Consider the following 16,305-nt stretch of genomic DNA (forward strand, 5'->3'; position numbering starts at 1 on the left):
TCCGCCACGATGACATCGCTTCACCCCGCCCGTCGACCGTCCATCTCCACGATCCGGATATCCTCACCAACACCTTCCAGCCGCCCGTCGACCACCTGGATTTCAATCCCCTCCGGCAAGACCGGCGGCCTTTCAACCGGGCCATAGAGCCTGATCTCCTCGATCCCGCCGGGGGAGGACAGCATGCCGGTATGGCTGACGATCGGCCCCAGCGCGACCAGGCTGCCCCGCCGGACGAAGACTGGAAGCCGGTCCAGCGGCACCGTCCGGCGCAGGCTTCGCCCGCCCTCATGGGCCTCGCCCGTCGCGAAATCCATCCAGTCGCCTTCGGGAAGGTAGAAGCGGATGTCCCCGCCCGGCTTCAGGACCGGCGCGACCAGCAGGTCGCGGCCGAACATGAACTGGTCCTCGAACGCCCAGGCGGCGCGATCGTCCGGGAAGGCCAGGACCATCGGCCGCTGGCAGGGCAGGCCGGTCGCAGAGGCTTCGGCCAGGACGCCCCTGATATAGGGCAGCAGCCGGTAGCGAAGCTCGATCCACTGGCGGACGATTGTCTCCGCCGCCTCGCCGAACGCCCAGGGCTCGCGCGGGCCGATGCCGTGGAAACGCATGTGGGAGGAGAAGACGGCCGCCTGCGTCCAGCGGATGAACAGCTCCGCGTCCGGCTGGTCGCCGTAGAAGCCGCCGATGTCCGTGGCGTAGCAGGGCCCGCCGGTCAGCCCCCAGGAAAGACCGCCGCGCAGGCTCGCCGCCATTCCCTGCCAGTCGCTCTGCGGATCGCCGCCCCACTGCATCGGATAACGCTGGCTGCCGGTCCATCCGGCGCGGCTGAAGACCATCGCCTCGCCGGGATAGGCCTGCTCGGTCGCCTCGAAGACGCATCGGTTGTAGAGCAGGGGATAGACATTGTGCAGCCGGCGTCCCGAATCGCCGTTGGCGGCCACCGCCGTCTCCGGCACCTGCTCGCCGAAATCCGGCTTCATCGCGTCGACGCCGGCCGCGAACAAATCGGCATGACGGTCGCGCCACCAGCCATAGGCCTCGGGATGGGTGAAATCGACGATACCGCTTTCCGGCAGCGGGGTCAGCACGCTGCCAAACGGTTCATGGTCCCAATGGTAGCGATGGGCCTCGCCGGTCTCCGGATCCTTCAGTAGCCAGCCCTTGGCCGCCATCTCATCGAACAGCGGGCTTCGGGTGGAGACGAGGGGGTATTCCCAGCAGCAGACCCGGAAGCCCAGCGCGTGAAGCTGGTCGATGAAGGATTTAGGGTCGTCATAGCGGCTTCGGTCCCACTCGAACGCGAAGCGGGTATCCGTGTCCTGCCACGCCCTGCCGTCCAGCAGCAGCACATCGGCCGGAAGGTTCCGGTCGCGCATGGTCCGCGCGGCGGCCAAGGCTTCCTCCGGCGTTCTGTAATAGGCCTTGCTGATCCAGGCGCCCAGGCCCCAGAGCGGCGGCATCGGCATCCGGCCGGTCAGGTGGGTGTAGCGCTCCAGCAGCGTCGCCGGGCTGTCGCCGACGAACAGGAACAGGTCCAGCGCATCGTCCTGCACGTCGATCCCGAAGGACCGGTGCGACCATGCTGGGTAGCCGACGCCGTGGCGGACGCGGGCCGGCGTGTGGACGAACAGGCCCCACCCCTCGGGGCTCCAGGCGAAGGGGCAGTTCTTGTAGGAACGCTCCCCGTTCACGCCCAGCGCGTCATGGGTCCAGCTATCGACGAACTGGCCGCGGCGGTTGAGCGGCCCCCATTTCTCGCCAAGCCCGTAGACCGGCTCTCCGCTGTCCAGAGAGAAGGCGACGAACCAGCCATCATCCGTCCGCGCCAGGCCCGGCAGTCTTTGCGGCCGGACGAAGTGGCGGTCGGTGACGCCGCTGAGGATGGGTTTGTCCTCGCGCTTCAGCTCGATGCGCGGCGGGTCGGGCCGGAAGGTGAGGGAGGCCGTTCCCTGGACGATCGTCCAGCCCGACCCGTCGCCGGAGACCGTGACGTTCTCCGGGGTGGGGGAGGCAGCCAGCATGCCGTAGTCGGGCCGGCCGGCGGCCTCGCCGACCTGCAGCCGGAAGATGCCGGGCGCGAAAGCGGAAAGGCGAATGGGGCCAAGATCGGAGTCGAGCCGGACGTCTGATCCGTCGCGGTCGATTTCCGCCACGCCGCGGACGGTGTCCAGCAGGTTCCAGAGCGGGTTTATCGGATCGATCATGGTATCGCCGCTCACGCCAGTATCTGGACCGGCAGGCCCAGCCGACCCGCCACGGCCGCCAAGGCCGCGCGATGGTCGCCATAGGTCAGAGAATAGTGGTGCTCCAGCCCCTCGCTCATGATCGCATCCAGCACCTGCCCGACCGGCCGGTCGAACCTCGCGACGCCCGACGTGCCGCCGAAGCTCTTCGGCGCGGACAGCATTTCGCCGCCGCCGATCACCATGCGCGGGACGTTGCCGGCCTGGGACAGGCGGGCGATCGTGATCCGGCCGGGCTTCAGCGCGAATTCGCCCAGCAGCGGCTTGCGGCGGTTGGAATGCACCGTCGCCCTCGGCCGCTCGCGCGGATCGGCCATGGAGACGGGGGCCAGCCCGCAATGCCAGAAGACCGCGCTGTCGCTTTCCGCATCCGCATCGACGAGATCGGCCATGAAGACCGGATCGTCGGTGAGTTGCTGGAGGATGAGGTTGGTCACGTCGCCATAGACGTCGGCCTCGCAGGCGCAGGGGATGCGGTCCTGGTTCAGCATCGCCATCGCGCCGCAGGCCGCGCAGCCATAGTCGGTGAAGAATTCCGGCCAGCAGCGAACGGCCAGCCCGTCGAACCGGCGGCTTCGGGCAAGGTCGGAGAGCGCGGCGTAGGTCCGCAGGCTCTTCTCCAGCGGTTCCTGCTCCACCGTATCGAGCTCGGCCAGATCGGCCTCCGCTCTAGTGCGAGCTTCGGCGATGCGGCTCGTTTCCGCTGATCGCGCGCTGGCGAAGATCGTCGGAAGCTCAACCGACTCCGCAATAACGCCGGTCAGCCTCCGCAGGGTTTCGGGGTCGTAGGCGCAGGTTTCGAACCCCTCCGGCCGGCCGCCGACGACGCCCAGTCGCATCGTCCCCAGCCGCGCGACGATCTCCTCCGCTTCCCTCGAACCGTCTGGTGCTGGATCGAGACGCGGAGGCGATGGTTCGGATGGCAGCGTGTCCAGCGCGCGGAGCAGGTCCGGTCCCGCTGCCTCGGGCGATGCGTAGACATACCCGCAGGCCCGGCCGCGCTTCCGCAGCGCATGGGCGGCCAGATTGATTCCGCACAGCGCATTGAGCCGCAGCCGGCCGCCCGTGCGCTCCTCCGGAAACGCCCACAGCAGCAGCGGCGCGTCGATGGCATCCGCCAGCGCCACCGCCGTCGCCGCGTCGGTGAAGGTGACCTGGAGCAGGATCAGCGCATCCAGCTTCTCAGCCCGCAGGCTTTCGATCGCATCCTGCGCGGTGTCGGCATCGAACAGCAGGTGCTCCGGTCCGACAAGATCGACGTCCAGGGCGCGTAGCGCGGCGAATGCCCCCCGCGCCGTTTCCTCCGCGAACGGCACGTCGAACGTCGCGCGGGCCAGGGCGGCGACGCCTATGCGGCGGCGGTCGGTCACGGCTTGCCCTCGAAGTCGGGATAGGTCTCTCGGAACCTGTCGCCTTTTCCGGCCAGCGCCGGAGCGTCGCCGAAGGCCGGGTGACGATGCCAGGGCGTCGCCATCCGGTCGGTCAGCGCGTTGAGGTCGGCCATGTAGGGCACGCCGTGACGGCGCAGCTCCTCGGCCATGCGCTTCATGTCCGGAAAGGCCTGAAATGCCTCCCACCAGATCGCGCGTCCGGCCAGATAGCCGCTCGCCCCGGCCTTGTAGGCATAGATCAGGACGCGCCGGAAGGCTTCCATGCCGGCCCCGGCCGACAGCATGACCCAGGGCCGCCCGGCCGTCCGGCCCAGCTCGTCGAACCATGCCTGCGCCGTGTCTGCGCCTTCCGCGCCCGGCTCCGGCAGGGAAGCGGCGGGTATCGGGCTTTCCAGCTTGAACAGGTCGACGCCGTATTTCGGATCGGCGAACTCCCGGACGCTTTCCAGCACCAGCTTGGGATGCTTGTCCCTGTGCTCGATATAGTCCTTGGTCTGATGATCGTCCGCCGCCAGCGGATAGACCAGCAGCTCGAACACGAAGGGAAGGTCGTAGCGTGCGCAGGCTTCGCCGATGCGCTGGACGAACTCCTGCTGGTGGCGCTTGACGGCCTCGCCGGCGTCCGGCCGGTACCAGGCCAGGACCTTCACCGCATCCGCCCCGATGCGCTTGATCTTGGCGACGCTCCAGTGATCGATCTCCGCGCTCTTCCGGCCGCCCTCGGTCTCCTCGAAGATCGAATCCTCAAGCGTCGCGATCACTCCCTGCGACGGGCTGACATGCTCGATCGCCTGCGGATAGGCGACATGGGGGTCCAGCAGCATGGCGGAGGAGTGCGGCGCAAGCTCCCGGGTCAGCAGCCTCTTCACGGCGGCGATATCGTCATAGGCGGCGGCCTCGACGCCACGCCGTTCCCGGATCAGGTTCTTGATCGGGGGGCGCTGGTCGACGGCGGTCATCTTGAACCGACCCTCGGAATCCGCAATGCGGCGCAGGCCCCAATATTTACCGGCCGAAAGGGTCATGCGGCGGCGTCCTTCAGAAAGTGTTCGATATCGGCCGCGACGGGGATGCCGTCCCGTCCGCCGAAGCGGGTGCATTTGATGGCGGCCGCTGCGGAAGCGAAGCGGAGGGCCTTGTCCGTGGCCTCTCCCCGGGCGATCGCCAGCGCGAACGCGCCATGGAAGACATCGCCCGCGCCCGTGGTATCGACCGTCCGAACAGGGAAGGCGGGCAGATGGCGAAGGCTGCCGCTCTCCAGCCAATAGACTCCATCCGCACCGCAGGTGACGCCGACCCAGCCGCCGATGCGGTTGGCGGCGATGGCGAGGGCGGCCGCGATATCCTCATCGCCCGACAGGGTCCGAAGGGCGGGCTGAGAGAAAAGAACATGCGTCGCCGCCATCATCGCCTCGACCGAGGCCACGTCGGGTGTCGTATCGGCGTCGAGAATGGCGGGAAGGGAGGAGGCCCTGGCCCGCGTAAGAGCGGCGATGGCGCCCTCCGGCCAGCGCAGATCCGCCAGCACGGCGCCTGCGCTGTCGACGTTTCCCAACGGCAGCCAGGACGGATCGCGATCAAGCCGAGGGTCGGCATGATTGACGATCATGCGCTCACCGTCGTCATCGACGATGATCGCGGAGACGCCGGAGACCGCGCCTTCTATACGTCGGATGCCGGAAACGTCGATATCTTCGCGCGCTAGGTCGCCGACGATCCTGACGCCGACCTCGTCCGACCCGACCCGCGCCCACAGCGCCGCCCGGCCGCCGAGACGGGCGATCGCCACCGCGCCGTTCGCCGCCGGCCCGCCGCCCGTCTCCCGGTAGCTCCCAGCAAAATGCTTGCCGGCCCCGGAGGGCAGGGTGGCGACGCCATAGATCTGGTCCAGCACGGCCGCCCCGACGCAAATGATCGGGCCGGTCATCTTGCGGACGCCCCCAGCGCCGCCAGGACCTTGTCGGCGATCATCGCGCTGACGCGGCGGTTGGATTCCACGGTGACGCCGGCGATGTGGGGCGTGGCGATCAGGTTCGGCGCGCCGGACAGGGATGTGCCTGCCGCCAGCGGTTCCTCGGCGAACACATCCAGCGCGGCTCCGCCCAGCCGACCGTCTCTCAGCGCTGTGGCCAGCGCCGACTCGTCCACGATTCCGCCGCGCGCAGTATTGACCAGCACTGCGCCGGACTTCATCCGCGCAAGCGCGGCGGAGCCGATCAGGTTGCGCGTTTCCTTGGTCAGCGGGACATGGAGGCTCAGCATGTCGCTGGCGGAGAGCAGCCGTTCGAAATCGACGCTCTCGACCCCATGTGCGCTCCAGGCGGGATCGTCGGCCGGGAGCATCGGATCATGGGCGATGGTCCTCATGCCCAGCGCGCGGGCGCGGGCGGCCACCTCCCGCGCTATCATGCCGAAACCCAGCAGGCCAAGCGTGCGTCCCTGCGCCTCCCCGCCGACGAGTCGGGTGCGGGGCCAGCCGCCGCCCAGCACTTCCTCCGTCGCTCCATAGGCGCCGCGCAGAAGGATCAGCGTCGTGGCGATCACATATTCCGCGACCGCCGCCGCATTCGCGCCGGTGGCGGGGATCACCTCGATCCCGCAGGCGACGCAGGCCTTCATGTCGATATTGTCCAGCCCGACGCCCAGCCGGCCGACGACCTTCAGGGAAGGCGCGGCCTCTATCATTTCCCCGCGAACCTGGGTGCGGTTGCGGACGATCAGCGCGTCGGCGTGTCGCAGCAGCGGGCGCAGCCTGTCCGGTTCGTCGACCAGCGAAGGATCATAGACAATCTCGGCCGCCGCCTTCAGCCGGTCGACAGCCTCATCATCCATGAACTCGCTGATGACGATCCGGCCGGTCATGCGAACCGTGTGAAGTCGATCGCGGCGTGACGGTCCAGCGTGCGGGAAACTGGCGGCAGCGGGTATTTCAGCCCGGTCGCGCAGTTGAACAACACGGCACGGTCGGTCTTTGCCACCCGCCCGTCGGCCAGGGCCTGCCGATAGGCGGCGTAGGTCGCCGCCCCTTCAGGACAGAGGAGGAAGCCTTCCGTCCGCGCAACGTCGGCCAGCGCTTCCTCGATCGCTCCGTCTTCAACCGCAATGGCGAAGCCGCCGCTCTCGCGCACGGCGCGCAGGATCAGGAAATCCCCCACCGCCTGGGGGACGCGGATGCCGGACGCGATGGTGTGGGCGTCCTCCCAGCGCGGGGCATGTTCCTCTCCGGTCTCGAACGCCTTGACCATTGGCGCGCAGCCGGCGGCCTGGACCGCCACCATGCGCGGCCGTTTCGACCCGATGAAACCGATATCCTCAAGCTCCTGGAATGCCTTCCACATGCCGATCAGGCCGGTGCCGCCGCCGGTGGGATAGAAGATGACGTCCGGAACCTCCCAGCCGAGCTGTTCGGCCAGTTCCAGCCCCATCGTCTTCTTGCCTTCGATCCGGTAGGGCTCCTTCAGGGTCGATACGTCGAACCAGCCGACCGTTTCCTTTCCCTGGCCGACCAGCTTCCCGCAATCGTCGATCAGCCCGTTGACCCGGTAGACATCGGAGCCCTGGATGTCGATCTCCGACACGTTCACCGGCGGTGTATCCTCCGGACAGAAGATCGTCGTCTTGATGCCGGCGCGGCTGCAATAGGCTGAGAGAGCGGCGCCCGCATTGCCGTTCGTCGGCATCGCCATGTGGCTGACGCCCAGCGCCTTGGCCATGGAGACGGCCATGACCAGCCCGCGCGCCTTGAAGGAGCCGGTCGGCAGGCGGCCTTCGTCCTTGACCAGTATTTCGCCGGTGACGCCCAGGCTTTCGGCCATGCGGGGCAGGGGAAGGATCGGCGTCACGACCTCTCCCAGGCTGACGATGTCCCCGGTTTCCCGGACCGGCAGCAATTCGCGGTAGCGCCACAGATCGGCGGGACGCGACGCCAGCTTTTCCTTCGTCAGCGCCTTGCCTACGCCCTCCAGGTCATAGCGGACCAGCAGCGGTTTTCCGGCCTTCGAAAGATTGTGCAGCCGGTCGGCCTCGTAGCGCTCGCCTGTATAGGAGCATTCCAGATGGGTGACGAAGGTCGGGCGGTCTTCGGTGAGGTTGAGGTCGTGGCGCATGTCTATCGGTTCAGCTTTCGGAGTGAAGGTCGGAGGCGATCATGTCGGTGAGCGCGGCTGCTCCCCGATCGATCAGGTCCATCATGGCGGCGAAGCCGTCGTCACCGCCATAGTAGGGATCGGGAATGTCGCCGCCACCCGCCGCTTCCAAAAAAAGGGTGATGTCCACGGTCGCGTCGGCCGGTCGTCTGGTCAGGAGGGCGTCGTGCGTCGCGGAATCCATCGCCAGGATCAGGTCAGACTGCCGGAAGTCCGGTTCAGCGATCTGTCGGCAGCGGAAGCCGTCCAAGGTCAGGCCCCGCGCAGTGCAGACGGCGACGGCGCGCGGATCGGCCGTATCGCCCACATGCTTGTCCTTGAGGCCGGCCGAGCCGACGGAGACGCGGCCGATAAGCCCGCGCGCTTCCAGCTTCGCCCGCATTGCCGCTTCGGCGGCGGGGGAACGGCAGTAATTGCCGGCATCGACGAACAGCAAGCGCATAATGGCCCCTCTGCGATCTTAGTCTTATATAAGACATAAGATCAAAAGGGCTGCAAGGGCCGTCTCAGTCGATGACGTTCAGGTAGGCGGCATGCCTGGTGTCCAACCGGGAGACGCGCCATTCGACCGGCTCATGATCGAAAGTGAACGCTTCGCGGTCGATCTCCAGAAGAGGTGAGTCGACCTCCACCTTCAGCAACGCGGAATCCTCCTCCGTCGCGGTCACGGCGCGCAACACCTCCGTCACCTGCCGGACGGTCACGTTGAAGCGAAACTGGTAGAGGTCGTAGAGCGTGTTCGGAAATTCCTCGGCATAACCTTCCATCTCCGGGAAGCGCCGGAGGGGCAGGGTCACCGTCTCCACCATCATGGGCGTTCCACGGCTGGCGCGCAGCCGGCGAATGCAGACCACGCGTTCCTTCGGGCCCAGTTTCAGCACGCGCCGCTCATCGGCGGTCGCGATGCGGATGAGGCGTGACAGTTCCCGGCTTTCCGGCATCATCGGGCGGCGGTCGTCGTCGACCAGCTTGAAGAAATGGAACAGCGCCGAATCCGACGTGGTGGTGGCGACGAAGGTCCCCCGGCCCTGGCGGCGCTGCACCAGCTTGTCGGACGTCATCTCGTCCAGCGCCTTCCGGACCGTGCCGGGGCTGACGCCAAGCTCTGCCGCCAGCTTGGGTTCCGACGGCAGCATGTCGCCCGGCCGCCAGTCGCCCTTGGCGATCCGCGCCACCAGGATCTCTTTCACCTGCCGGTAGAGCGGGGCGGCGGCGGGAGGATCGAACGGCAAGACCATGAAGAATATCCTAGCCGGGTTTCATCGCCGCGCGATGCGAATTTCCATTCAAGGCTCGTTCATGATTCATGCAAGAATATCGAACTAGTATTAATATTATCTCCTGATCGTGCGGAAGAAGTTGCGAGGTGGAGGGCAAGGGAAAGGAAGGAAGCGTTGATGTCGCCGTGGAAGCAGATGCTGATCCTGGCCGTCCTCGCGGGCGGCGGCTTCGGCGTCTGGCAGTTCGTGACCGACGACGGCAAGAACGCGGACGCTGCGATCCGCCAGGCTCCGCTGGAAATTCCGGTTGTCGTTGAGCCGGTGAGGGTGGGCGTCGCCTCCGAAACCGTGGACGCCATCGGCACCAGCCGGGCCAACGAGGCGGTGGCGCTGACCACGGAGGTTCAGGGCACGATCGAATCCATCGAGTTCGAAAACGGCGCGACCGTCGACGCAGGCGATGTGATCGTGACGCTGGATGCGGACGAGGCCGAAGCCGATCTCGCCAGCGCGGAAGCCGCGCTCTACAACTCCCAGCGGCTGGTCGAGAGGGCGCTGACCCTGCTGGGGTCCTCCAGCATCAGCCAGGCGCAGGTCGATCAATTGCAGGCTGGCCTGGCCGCCGTGGAGGCCGATGTCGCGGCTGCGACGGCGCGGCTCGCCGACACGAAGGTGACGGCGCCGTTCGGCGGCACGCTGGGTATCAGGCAGGTGAGTCTGGGCGCGCTGGTGTCGCCGGGCGATCTGATCGTGACGCTGGACGATTTGTCGCTGATCAAGGTGGATTTCGCCATTCCCGAGGTTCTTCTGTCCCAGGTAGCGCCCGGCCTGCCGGTGATGGTGACCAGCGACGCCTTCCCCGACCATGTCTTCGAAGGCGAGATCCAGACCATCGGGACCCGGGTCGATCCGGTCAACCGAACCATTGCGGCGGTGGCGGTCCTGGAGAACTCCGATGGTTTCCTGCGGCCGGGAATGTTCCTGACCGTCCGGGTGACCCTGGACGTTCGCTCCGATGCACTGCTGATCTCCGAGGAAGCGCTGGTGCCGCAGGGCGAGCGCCAGTTCGTCTACGTCGTCGGCGACGGGAAGGCGGAGCGCAGGGAGATCATGATCGGCGCGCGCTACGATGGTGATGTCGAGATCGCGTCCGGGCTTGAGGAAGGGGATATGGTGGTGATCCGCGGTGTCCAGCGTCTGCGCGACGGCGCGCCGGTCTCGGCTGAGGTCGAGCAGCCGGCCGCCCCCGTCGCCGACAGCTGATCGGGCGTCGACCCCATGGTCGTTTCAGACATCGCCATCCGCCGGCCGGTCTTCGCGATCGTCGTCAGCCTGCTGCTGATCGTGCTGGGACTGTTCGCCTTCATGGAACTGTCGGTCAGGGAATATCCCGATGTCGATCGGCCGGTGGTGTCCATCAGCACCAGCTATTCCGGCGCGTCGGCCCAGGTGATCGAGACGCAGATCACCCAAGTGGTAGAGGAGGCGGTCGCCGGCATCCAGGGCATCGACACCATCACCTCCTCCAGCCGCGCCGGGTCGTCGCGCGTCAGGTTGGAATTTGGGTTGGGCAAGTCGATCGACGAAGCGACGAACGACATCCGCGACGCCGTCGGTCGGGTGTCGCGGTCGCTGCCGGACGAAGCCGACGCGCCGGTCATCCGAAAGTCTGACAATGACGCCAGTCCCATTCTGTGGGCCACCATCACCAGCGACCGGCGCGACGCGCTGGAGCTAACGGACTATGCCAACCGCTTCATCGTCGATCGGGTGGCGACCGTGCCGGGCGTGGCGCAGGTCAGGCTCGGCGGCGAAAGGGAATATTCGATGCGCATCTGGCTCGATCGCAACGCCATGGCGGCGCGATCGATCACGGTCAGCGATATCGAGGAAGCGCTGGAGGCGGAGAATGTCGAACTGCCGGCCGGCCGGGTGGAGAGCGAGCAAAGGGAATTCACCGTTCGCACCGACACGCGTCTGCAGACGGCGGAGGAATTCCGGAACCTCGTCATCGCGCGGCAGGACGGCTATCTGGTCCGGCTGGGCGAGGTGGCGGAGGTGGAGGTTGCGCCGCGAGACGAACGCGGCGCCTTCCAGGTCAACGGAGTCGACGCCATCGGCCTTGGCGTCACCCGACAATCGACCGCCAACACGCTCGACGTCTCCGCCGGGGTGCGGCAGGCGCTGGAGGATGTCCGCGTCAACCTGCCCGACGATATCAGGATCGAGATATCTTCCGACGACAGCGTCTTCATCGAACAATCCATCTATGAGGTATTCCATGCGCTGGGCATCGCGCTGGCGCTGGTGGTGGCGGTCGTTTTCGTCTTCCTGCGCCGGCTGTCCGCGACGCTGATCCCGATCGTGACGGTTCCAATCTCCATCACCGCCTCCTTCATGGTGCTGGCGGCGATGGGCTATTCGATCAATGTGCTGACGCTGCTGGCTTTCGTGCTGGCGATCGGCCTTGTCGTCGACGACGCGATCATCGTCCTGGAGAACATCAGCCGGCGTATCGATCTGGGAGAAACGCCGCTGGTCGCCTCTTTCCTCGGCGCCCGGCAGATCGGCTTTGCCGTCATCGCGACGACGATGGTCCTCTGCGCCGTCTTCGTGCCGATATCCTTCCTGGACGGGGATGTCGGCCGGCTTTTCAGCGAGTTCGGCATCTCCGTCGCGGCGGCCGTCCTCTTCTCCAGCGTGGTCGCGCTGACACTGACGCCGATGATGTGTTCCCGGCTGTTGCGCCCGGCCTCCGCCGAGGGGCGGTTCCACGGGGCCACCGGCTGCGTCTTCGACGGCATGACCAGTCTCTATGGGCGGTTGCTGCGCCACGCGCTGGACGCGCCCCTGATCGTGCTCGGAATCGCCGTCGCCCTGTCGGCCGGGGCCTTCCTCCTGCTGGTCGAACTGCCCAAGGAGTTCGCGCCGACGGAGGATCGCGGCTCCATGTACATCTCCGCCACCGCGCCGGAAGGAGCGACGCTCGACTATACCGCCGCCGAGGCGGAGCGGATCCAGGCGATCCTGAGGCCCTATATCGAGAGCGGCGACCTACGGAGCGTGCTGTCGATCCTGTCGCCCGGATTCGGCGGCACGGGCGTCAACCGCGCCATCTTCATCGGCCGGCTGAAGCCCTGGGACGAACGGACGGTGACGCAGCAGGAGATCGTGACGCGGCTCAATGCGGAACTGTCGGAGATACCGGGAATCCGCGCTACGGCGATCAATCCGGGCGGGCTGGGCAGGAGAGGGACCAACAGCCCTGTCCGGTTCGTGCTGGGCGGCAGCACCTATGAGGAACTCCAGGCCTGGACCGACGACCTCCTGGCCCATTTCGCCACCTCCACCAACGTCACCAACCTGTCTTCGGACTATGACGAGACGAAACCGGAGCTTCGGGTGTCGATCGACCGGCAACGGGCGGCGGATCTCGGCATTTCCATCCGCGATATCGGGGAGACGCTCGAGACGATGTTCGGATCGCGGACCGTCACCCGCTATGTTCAGGGTGGGGAGGAATATGATGTCGTGCTGCAGGCGCAGGATTCCGACCGCGCCTCGCCGCGCGATCTTTCCAACGTCTTCGTCCGGGCGGAAAGCGGCACGCTCGTCCCGCTGATCAACCTCATCACGCTGACCGATGCGGCCGGGCCGACGGAACTCAACCGCTACAACCGGCTGAGGTCGATCACCATCAGCGGCTCCCTCGCGCCGGGCGCAACGCTTGACGAGGCGATCGCGGAGGTGGAGCAGGCGGTGAGAGAATTGCTGCCGGCTCACGCCCAGCTTTTCTTCGAAGGGGAGAGCCGGGAGTTCCTGGAATCCAGCGCCTCCCTCTACATCACCTTCGCCATCGCCTTCCTGATCGTCTTCCTGGTGCTGGCGGCGCAGTTCGAGAGCTTCGTCCATCCGGTCATCATCCTGCTGACCGTGCCGCTGGCCATCTTCGGTGCCCTGGGATCGGTGGCGCTCCTGGGCCTCAACGTGAATATCTATACGCAGATCGGCATGGTGATGCTGATCGGGCTGGTGGCGAAGAACGCCATCCTGATCGTGGAGTTCGCCAACCAGCTTCGCGACGAGGGCCGATCGATCCGGGAGGCGGTGGCCGAGGCGTCGGCGACCCGGCTGCGCCCCATCCTGATGACCAGCATCGCCACCGCCTTCGGCGCGCTGCCGCTGGCGCTGGCGACCGGGGCGGGGGCTGAAAGCCGGCAGGCGATCGGCATCATCGTGGTCGGCGGCGTCAGCTTCTCCACCCTGATGGCGATTTTCGTGGTGCCGGTGCTCTATGATCTGCTGGCCGGGTTCACCAGGCCGGCGGGCGCCACGGCGGCTAAGCTGAGGGCTGAGCTTCACGGCCATCCGGCGGAATGACGGGGCCGATTAACAAAGTGTAACCCCCGCCCACGCCGCAATCATGTCATAGTGGCGTTCTACCTATCGGCACCGCCATTTTGGAGGCGGAATTAACATTCGTTGTTGCGGCGGCGGGAGCGGCGGCCGTGAATGGCGAAGAACGAGAACAGGGACACGACCATGACCGACCCCTCGACACGGATCGTCCGTCACATACCGCTGCTCCGGCGGTATGCGCGTGCACTGGTGGGCGCGCAGGACCGGGGGGACGCCTATGTGCGTATCTGTCTTGAGACCCTGCTGGAAGAGCCCGAAAGGCTGGCGCCGGACGGCGACCTCAGGCTCCAGCTCTACGCCCTGTTCCACGATATCTGGACGATCGTCTCGGCCGACGGCAGTTCGCCGTTCGATTCCGGCGTCGACGCGCTGAACGGCAATCCGCTGGAACGCGGGCTGGCCGCCTTGCCACCGGTGGAACGGCAGGTACTGCTGCTGGTCTCCATGGAAGGATTCACCTTCGACGAAGTGTCCTTCATCCTGAAGATCGAGGAGTCGGAGGTTCGCGACCATCTGGATCATGCGCGCGGCGAAATCGCGGCCCAGGTGCCGGCGCGCGTGCTCATCATCGAAGACGAGCCGCTGATCGCGCTCGATCTCGCCCGATTGCTGGGTGAGATGGGGCATGAGGTTTGCGGATCGGCGGCCCGTCATGAGGATGCCGTCGCCATCGCCTCCCGCGAGCGGCCGCAGCTCGTGCTGGCCGATATCCAGCTTCGCGGCGGCGACAACGGTATCGACGCGGTGCAGGACATCCTGAAGGTCGTTGACGTGCCCGTGATCTTCGTAACGGGCTATCCCGAAAAGCTGCTGACAGGACAGCGGCCGGAGCCGACCTACGTACTCAGCAAGCCTTATGAGCCTGAAATCCTGAAAACGGCGATAGGGCACGCGCTGTCCATCCATCCTCCGCAAGCAGTTTAAGAAATCACTTCAGCAGACGCGGCCATTCTCTTGATATAGCGCTATAACCTGCTGAATCCGTCAGGCCCATAAGAGATAGCCGCTGGTCGACCCGCCGAGCCGCATTGGCGTCCCGATCCTCGACCGTCACCTCCGCTATCGATCGCAGGCCGCGTGGCGCCAGCGCGTGAAGCGGCACCGACAGGCGCACCGAGGGATGGAACCGGTCCGCGCCGTCATTCAAACCCAGCACCGCCCCGACGACCACACCATTCGGGAAGCGGCGGGCAAGTCCGATCTCCGCCCCAAACTCCCCGCCGGTAAAGCGGCCAAATGACAGCCGCGTCTCCAGTCCGTCGATCGACGGGCGGTAGTGCAGGTCAAGAAAGCCGCTTGCCACCGCCTCCCGCTCCAGCGCGAGCGCATGGCCTTCCGCCCTGCGGGCGATCATCCCGATAGAGCCGCCGATGGCCCAGCGGGCGCGGTAGGGGCGGTAGAGAACTTCCGTCTCAAGGCCCGCATGATACTCGTCGAACCAGCCGGCGCTGATGCGGCCGAACAGATTTCGTCCGACGGGACGGAGCCAGGAGATATCCAGCCGCTCGACATCGAGCGATCGTTGTCGCTGGTCGGTATAGGCCGCCCGCGCCGCCGCGCCCAGAACGATGCCGGTGCGGTGATGGTATTCCGCCTCGGCAACGAGCCCGGCGCGATGGCCGTCGCCGTCGGGATCGAGGTCCAGGAACGGATACAGCCCAAAGCCGAGGCCGGAGGGCGGGGACGGATTGCCGAACGGTCGCGGATCGGCGGTCCGCCACATCTCTTCCGCGCTGACGGCGTGACGGGCCGTCCGCTCGATATCGTCGCGGTAGAGGGTGACTTCGCTGACGCCGAGCCCACGGTTCGACATGCCGATATCGAAGGCCCGGACGGGTGCTCCGGCATAGCGGGTCGCGACGCGGGCGGCCCGGCCTGCCGTGGTCGGAAGCGCCTCTCCCGGACGATGCTCGACGGCGATCGCCAGCGTTCCCTCCGCCGGTTCGGCGACGGATGCTGCAATCCCCTCCGACCGCAGGGCCTGCTCCAGCGCCGTGACATCGGTCGCGGCGGGAGCCTGTTCTCTCGGCACGGGAACCGGCGGAACGCTTGAGGGTCGGGCGGTAGGGATGTCGTTCGCGCCGAGACGGAAGGTCGCCCGCACCCCGACCCGTCCCTCGACATCCCAACTCGCACCCGCCTGAAACCAGCTTGTCGGTTGCCAAGCCAATCCGACGCGCAATGCGGAGGTTTGGTCTCCGGTCGAAAGCGGTCCCCTCTCCAGTATGGCGGTCACGCCGGGGATCGGCGTATCGGCGGCGATTCCGGCCATGATCCCGATCTCCGGCCCGGAGAGGGCGGCGTTCCAGACATGGTCGCCCGATGACCGCGCCTCGCCAAAGCCGGAACCGAGCGCGCGGAGCGGATTGGGCAGGTCGCCATCGCCCGCGAAGCGTCCCCAGCCGACGCCGAGATGGAAGTCAAATCCGCCGAACCGCTTGGCCAGGACAAGATATTCTCCCTCGGTCCCGCTCTCCGAGCCGAGACCGCTGAAGCCGAAGGCGAGGGCGGGTTGGTAGCGCCCCTCGTCCAGCAACGCGATCTTCGCGTCCAGCACGGTTGTTCCGCCGTTCGTCGCGGCAGGCTCGTTCCGCCGCAGCACCAGTTCCGCCCAGGGCAGCGGCTGGAATCCGGCGTAGAAGACGGTCCTGTCTTGATCCATACCGGCGCCGGCCCAGAGATCTCCTTCGTCGAAGGTCCGGACGCTGGGCCACACCGCCAGCCCCGCCCCGCCATCTTCGGTGACGGGCTGGGCGAAGGATGGAAAGGATGCGAACAGGATGGAGAGAAGAAGGAGAGGGCGATGCATGGATGGTGACGTGACGGAACCGATGCCCCTGTCGGGCAGTGGACTGTCGCCGTCGTCGCTTGTCGATGCAACCCT

At 66.7% G+C, this 16,305-nt stretch carries 12 protein-coding genes; 3 read left to right on the forward strand and 9 right to left on the reverse strand.

What is annotated here, in order from left to right; genetic code table 11:
* Positions 1 to 20: 20 nt before the first annotated feature.
* The 8 genes from AAFN89_RS00210 to AAFN89_RS00245 all read right to left on the reverse strand — a co-directional run bounded on the left by AAFN89_RS00210 (position 21) and on the right by AAFN89_RS00245 (position 9,020).
* Positions 21 to 2,222 carry a TIM-barrel domain-containing protein gene (locus AAFN89_RS00210; RefSeq protein WP_347534677.1) on the reverse strand — a complete coding sequence of 734 codons (2,202 nt, stop codon included), beginning with the start codon at positions 2,220 to 2,222 and terminating at the stop codon, positions 21 to 23.
* Complete coding sequence (locus AAFN89_RS00215; protein ID WP_347534679.1) at positions 2,219 to 3,616, reverse strand: hypothetical protein; 1,398 nt, start codon at positions 3,614 to 3,616, stop codon at positions 2,219 to 2,221. Before AAFN89_RS00215 ends, AAFN89_RS00210 begins: the two co-directional genes overlap by 4 nt.
* The gene (locus AAFN89_RS00220) at positions 3,613 to 4,662 is read right to left on the reverse strand and encodes a tagatose 1,6-diphosphate aldolase (RefSeq protein WP_347534681.1); all 1,050 of its coding nucleotides are present in this window, start codon (positions 4,660 to 4,662) and stop codon (positions 3,613 to 3,615) included. The genes AAFN89_RS00215 and AAFN89_RS00220 overlap by 4 nt, the downstream gene beginning before the upstream one ends.
* Positions 4,659 to 5,564: a PfkB family carbohydrate kinase gene (locus AAFN89_RS00225; RefSeq protein ID WP_347534683.1), complete on the reverse strand. Its 906-nt coding sequence runs from the start codon at positions 5,562 to 5,564 to the stop codon at positions 4,659 to 4,661. The genes AAFN89_RS00220 and AAFN89_RS00225 overlap by 4 nt, the downstream gene beginning before the upstream one ends.
* Complete coding sequence (locus AAFN89_RS00230) at positions 5,561 to 6,499, reverse strand: hydroxyacid dehydrogenase (RefSeq protein WP_347534685.1); 939 nt, start codon at positions 6,497 to 6,499, stop codon at positions 5,561 to 5,563. The genes AAFN89_RS00225 and AAFN89_RS00230 overlap by 4 nt, the downstream gene beginning before the upstream one ends.
* Positions 6,496 to 7,743: a threonine synthase gene (locus AAFN89_RS00235; protein ID WP_347534687.1), complete on the reverse strand. Its 1,248-nt coding sequence runs from the start codon at positions 7,741 to 7,743 to the stop codon at positions 6,496 to 6,498. Before AAFN89_RS00235 ends, AAFN89_RS00230 begins: the two co-directional genes overlap by 4 nt.
* A gap of 10 nt (positions 7,744 to 7,753) precedes the next feature.
* Positions 7,754 to 8,224: a low molecular weight protein-tyrosine-phosphatase gene (locus tag AAFN89_RS00240; RefSeq protein WP_347534689.1), complete on the reverse strand. Its 471-nt coding sequence runs from the start codon at positions 8,222 to 8,224 to the stop codon at positions 7,754 to 7,756.
* Positions 8,225 to 8,288: 64 nt separating this feature from the next.
* Positions 8,289 to 9,020, reverse strand: coding sequence for a GntR family transcriptional regulator (locus AAFN89_RS00245; protein WP_347534691.1), 732 nt, complete (start codon positions 9,018 to 9,020; stop codon positions 8,289 to 8,291).
* Positions 9,021 to 9,179: 159 nt separating this feature from the next.
* Between AAFN89_RS00245 and AAFN89_RS00250 the strand changes: the two genes are divergently transcribed.
* The 3 genes from AAFN89_RS00250 (at position 9,180) to AAFN89_RS00260 (ending at position 14,345) form a co-directional block, all read left to right on the forward strand.
* Complete coding sequence (locus AAFN89_RS00250; RefSeq protein ID WP_347534693.1) at positions 9,180 to 10,265, forward strand: efflux RND transporter periplasmic adaptor subunit; 1,086 nt, start codon at positions 9,180 to 9,182, stop codon at positions 10,263 to 10,265.
* A 15-nt stretch (positions 10,266 to 10,280) separates the two neighbouring features.
* Positions 10,281 to 13,382, forward strand: a complete 3,102-nt coding sequence (locus tag AAFN89_RS00255) for an efflux RND transporter permease subunit (RefSeq protein ID WP_347534695.1) — start codon at positions 10,281 to 10,283, stop codon at positions 13,380 to 13,382.
* 132 nt (positions 13,383 to 13,514) lie between these two features.
* Positions 13,515 to 14,345 carry a response regulator gene (locus AAFN89_RS00260; protein WP_347534697.1) on the forward strand — a complete coding sequence of 277 codons (831 nt, stop codon included), beginning with the start codon at positions 13,515 to 13,517 and terminating at the stop codon, positions 14,343 to 14,345.
* A 4-nt stretch (positions 14,346 to 14,349) separates the two neighbouring features.
* Here the strand turns inward: AAFN89_RS00260 and AAFN89_RS00265 are convergent, their stop codons facing one another.
* Complete coding sequence (locus AAFN89_RS00265; protein ID WP_347534700.1) at positions 14,350 to 16,230, reverse strand: YjbH domain-containing protein; 1,881 nt, start codon at positions 16,228 to 16,230, stop codon at positions 14,350 to 14,352.
* Between the last annotated feature and the right edge of the window lie 75 nt (positions 16,231 to 16,305).

It is taken from the genome of Inquilinus sp. CAU 1745 (assembly GCF_039839375.1).
GTDB lineage: Bacteria > Pseudomonadota > Alphaproteobacteria > DSM-16000 > Inquilinaceae > JBDOQU01.

Bases quoted from the DNA above. Each gene is read 5' to 3' on its own strand.
- AAFN89_RS00220 (WP_347534681.1), bottom strand. From the start codon at position 4,662: ATGACCCTTTCGGCCGGTAAATATTGGGGCCTGCGCCGCATTGCGGAT.
- AAFN89_RS00225 (WP_347534683.1), bottom strand. From the start codon at position 5,564: ATGACCGGCCCGATCATTTGCGTCGGGGCGGCCGTGCTGGACCAGATC.
- AAFN89_RS00230 (WP_347534685.1), bottom strand. From the start codon at position 6,499: ATGACCGGCCGGATCGTCATCAGCGAGTTCATGGATGATGAGGCTGTC.
- AAFN89_RS00235 (WP_347534687.1), bottom strand. From the start codon at position 7,743: ATGCGCCACGACCTCAACCTCACCGAAGACCGCCCGACCTTCGTCACC.
- AAFN89_RS00240 (WP_347534689.1), bottom strand. From the start codon at position 8,224: ATGCGCTTGCTGTTCGTCGATGCCGGCAATTACTGCCGTTCCCCCGCC.
- AAFN89_RS00245 (WP_347534691.1), bottom strand. From the start codon at position 9,020: ATGGTCTTGCCGTTCGATCCTCCCGCCGCCGCCCCGCTCTACCGGCAG.
- AAFN89_RS00250 (WP_347534693.1), top strand. From the start codon at position 9,180: ATGTCGCCGTGGAAGCAGATGCTGATCCTGGCCGTCCTCGCGGGCGGC.
- AAFN89_RS00255 (WP_347534695.1), top strand. From the start codon at position 10,281: ATGGTCGTTTCAGACATCGCCATCCGCCGGCCGGTCTTCGCGATCGTC.
- AAFN89_RS00260 (WP_347534697.1), top strand. From the start codon at position 13,515: ATGGCGAAGAACGAGAACAGGGACACGACCATGACCGACCCCTCGACA.
- AAFN89_RS00265 (WP_347534700.1), bottom strand. From the start codon at position 16,230: ATGCATCGCCCTCTCCTTCTTCTCTCCATCCTGTTCGCATCCTTTCCA.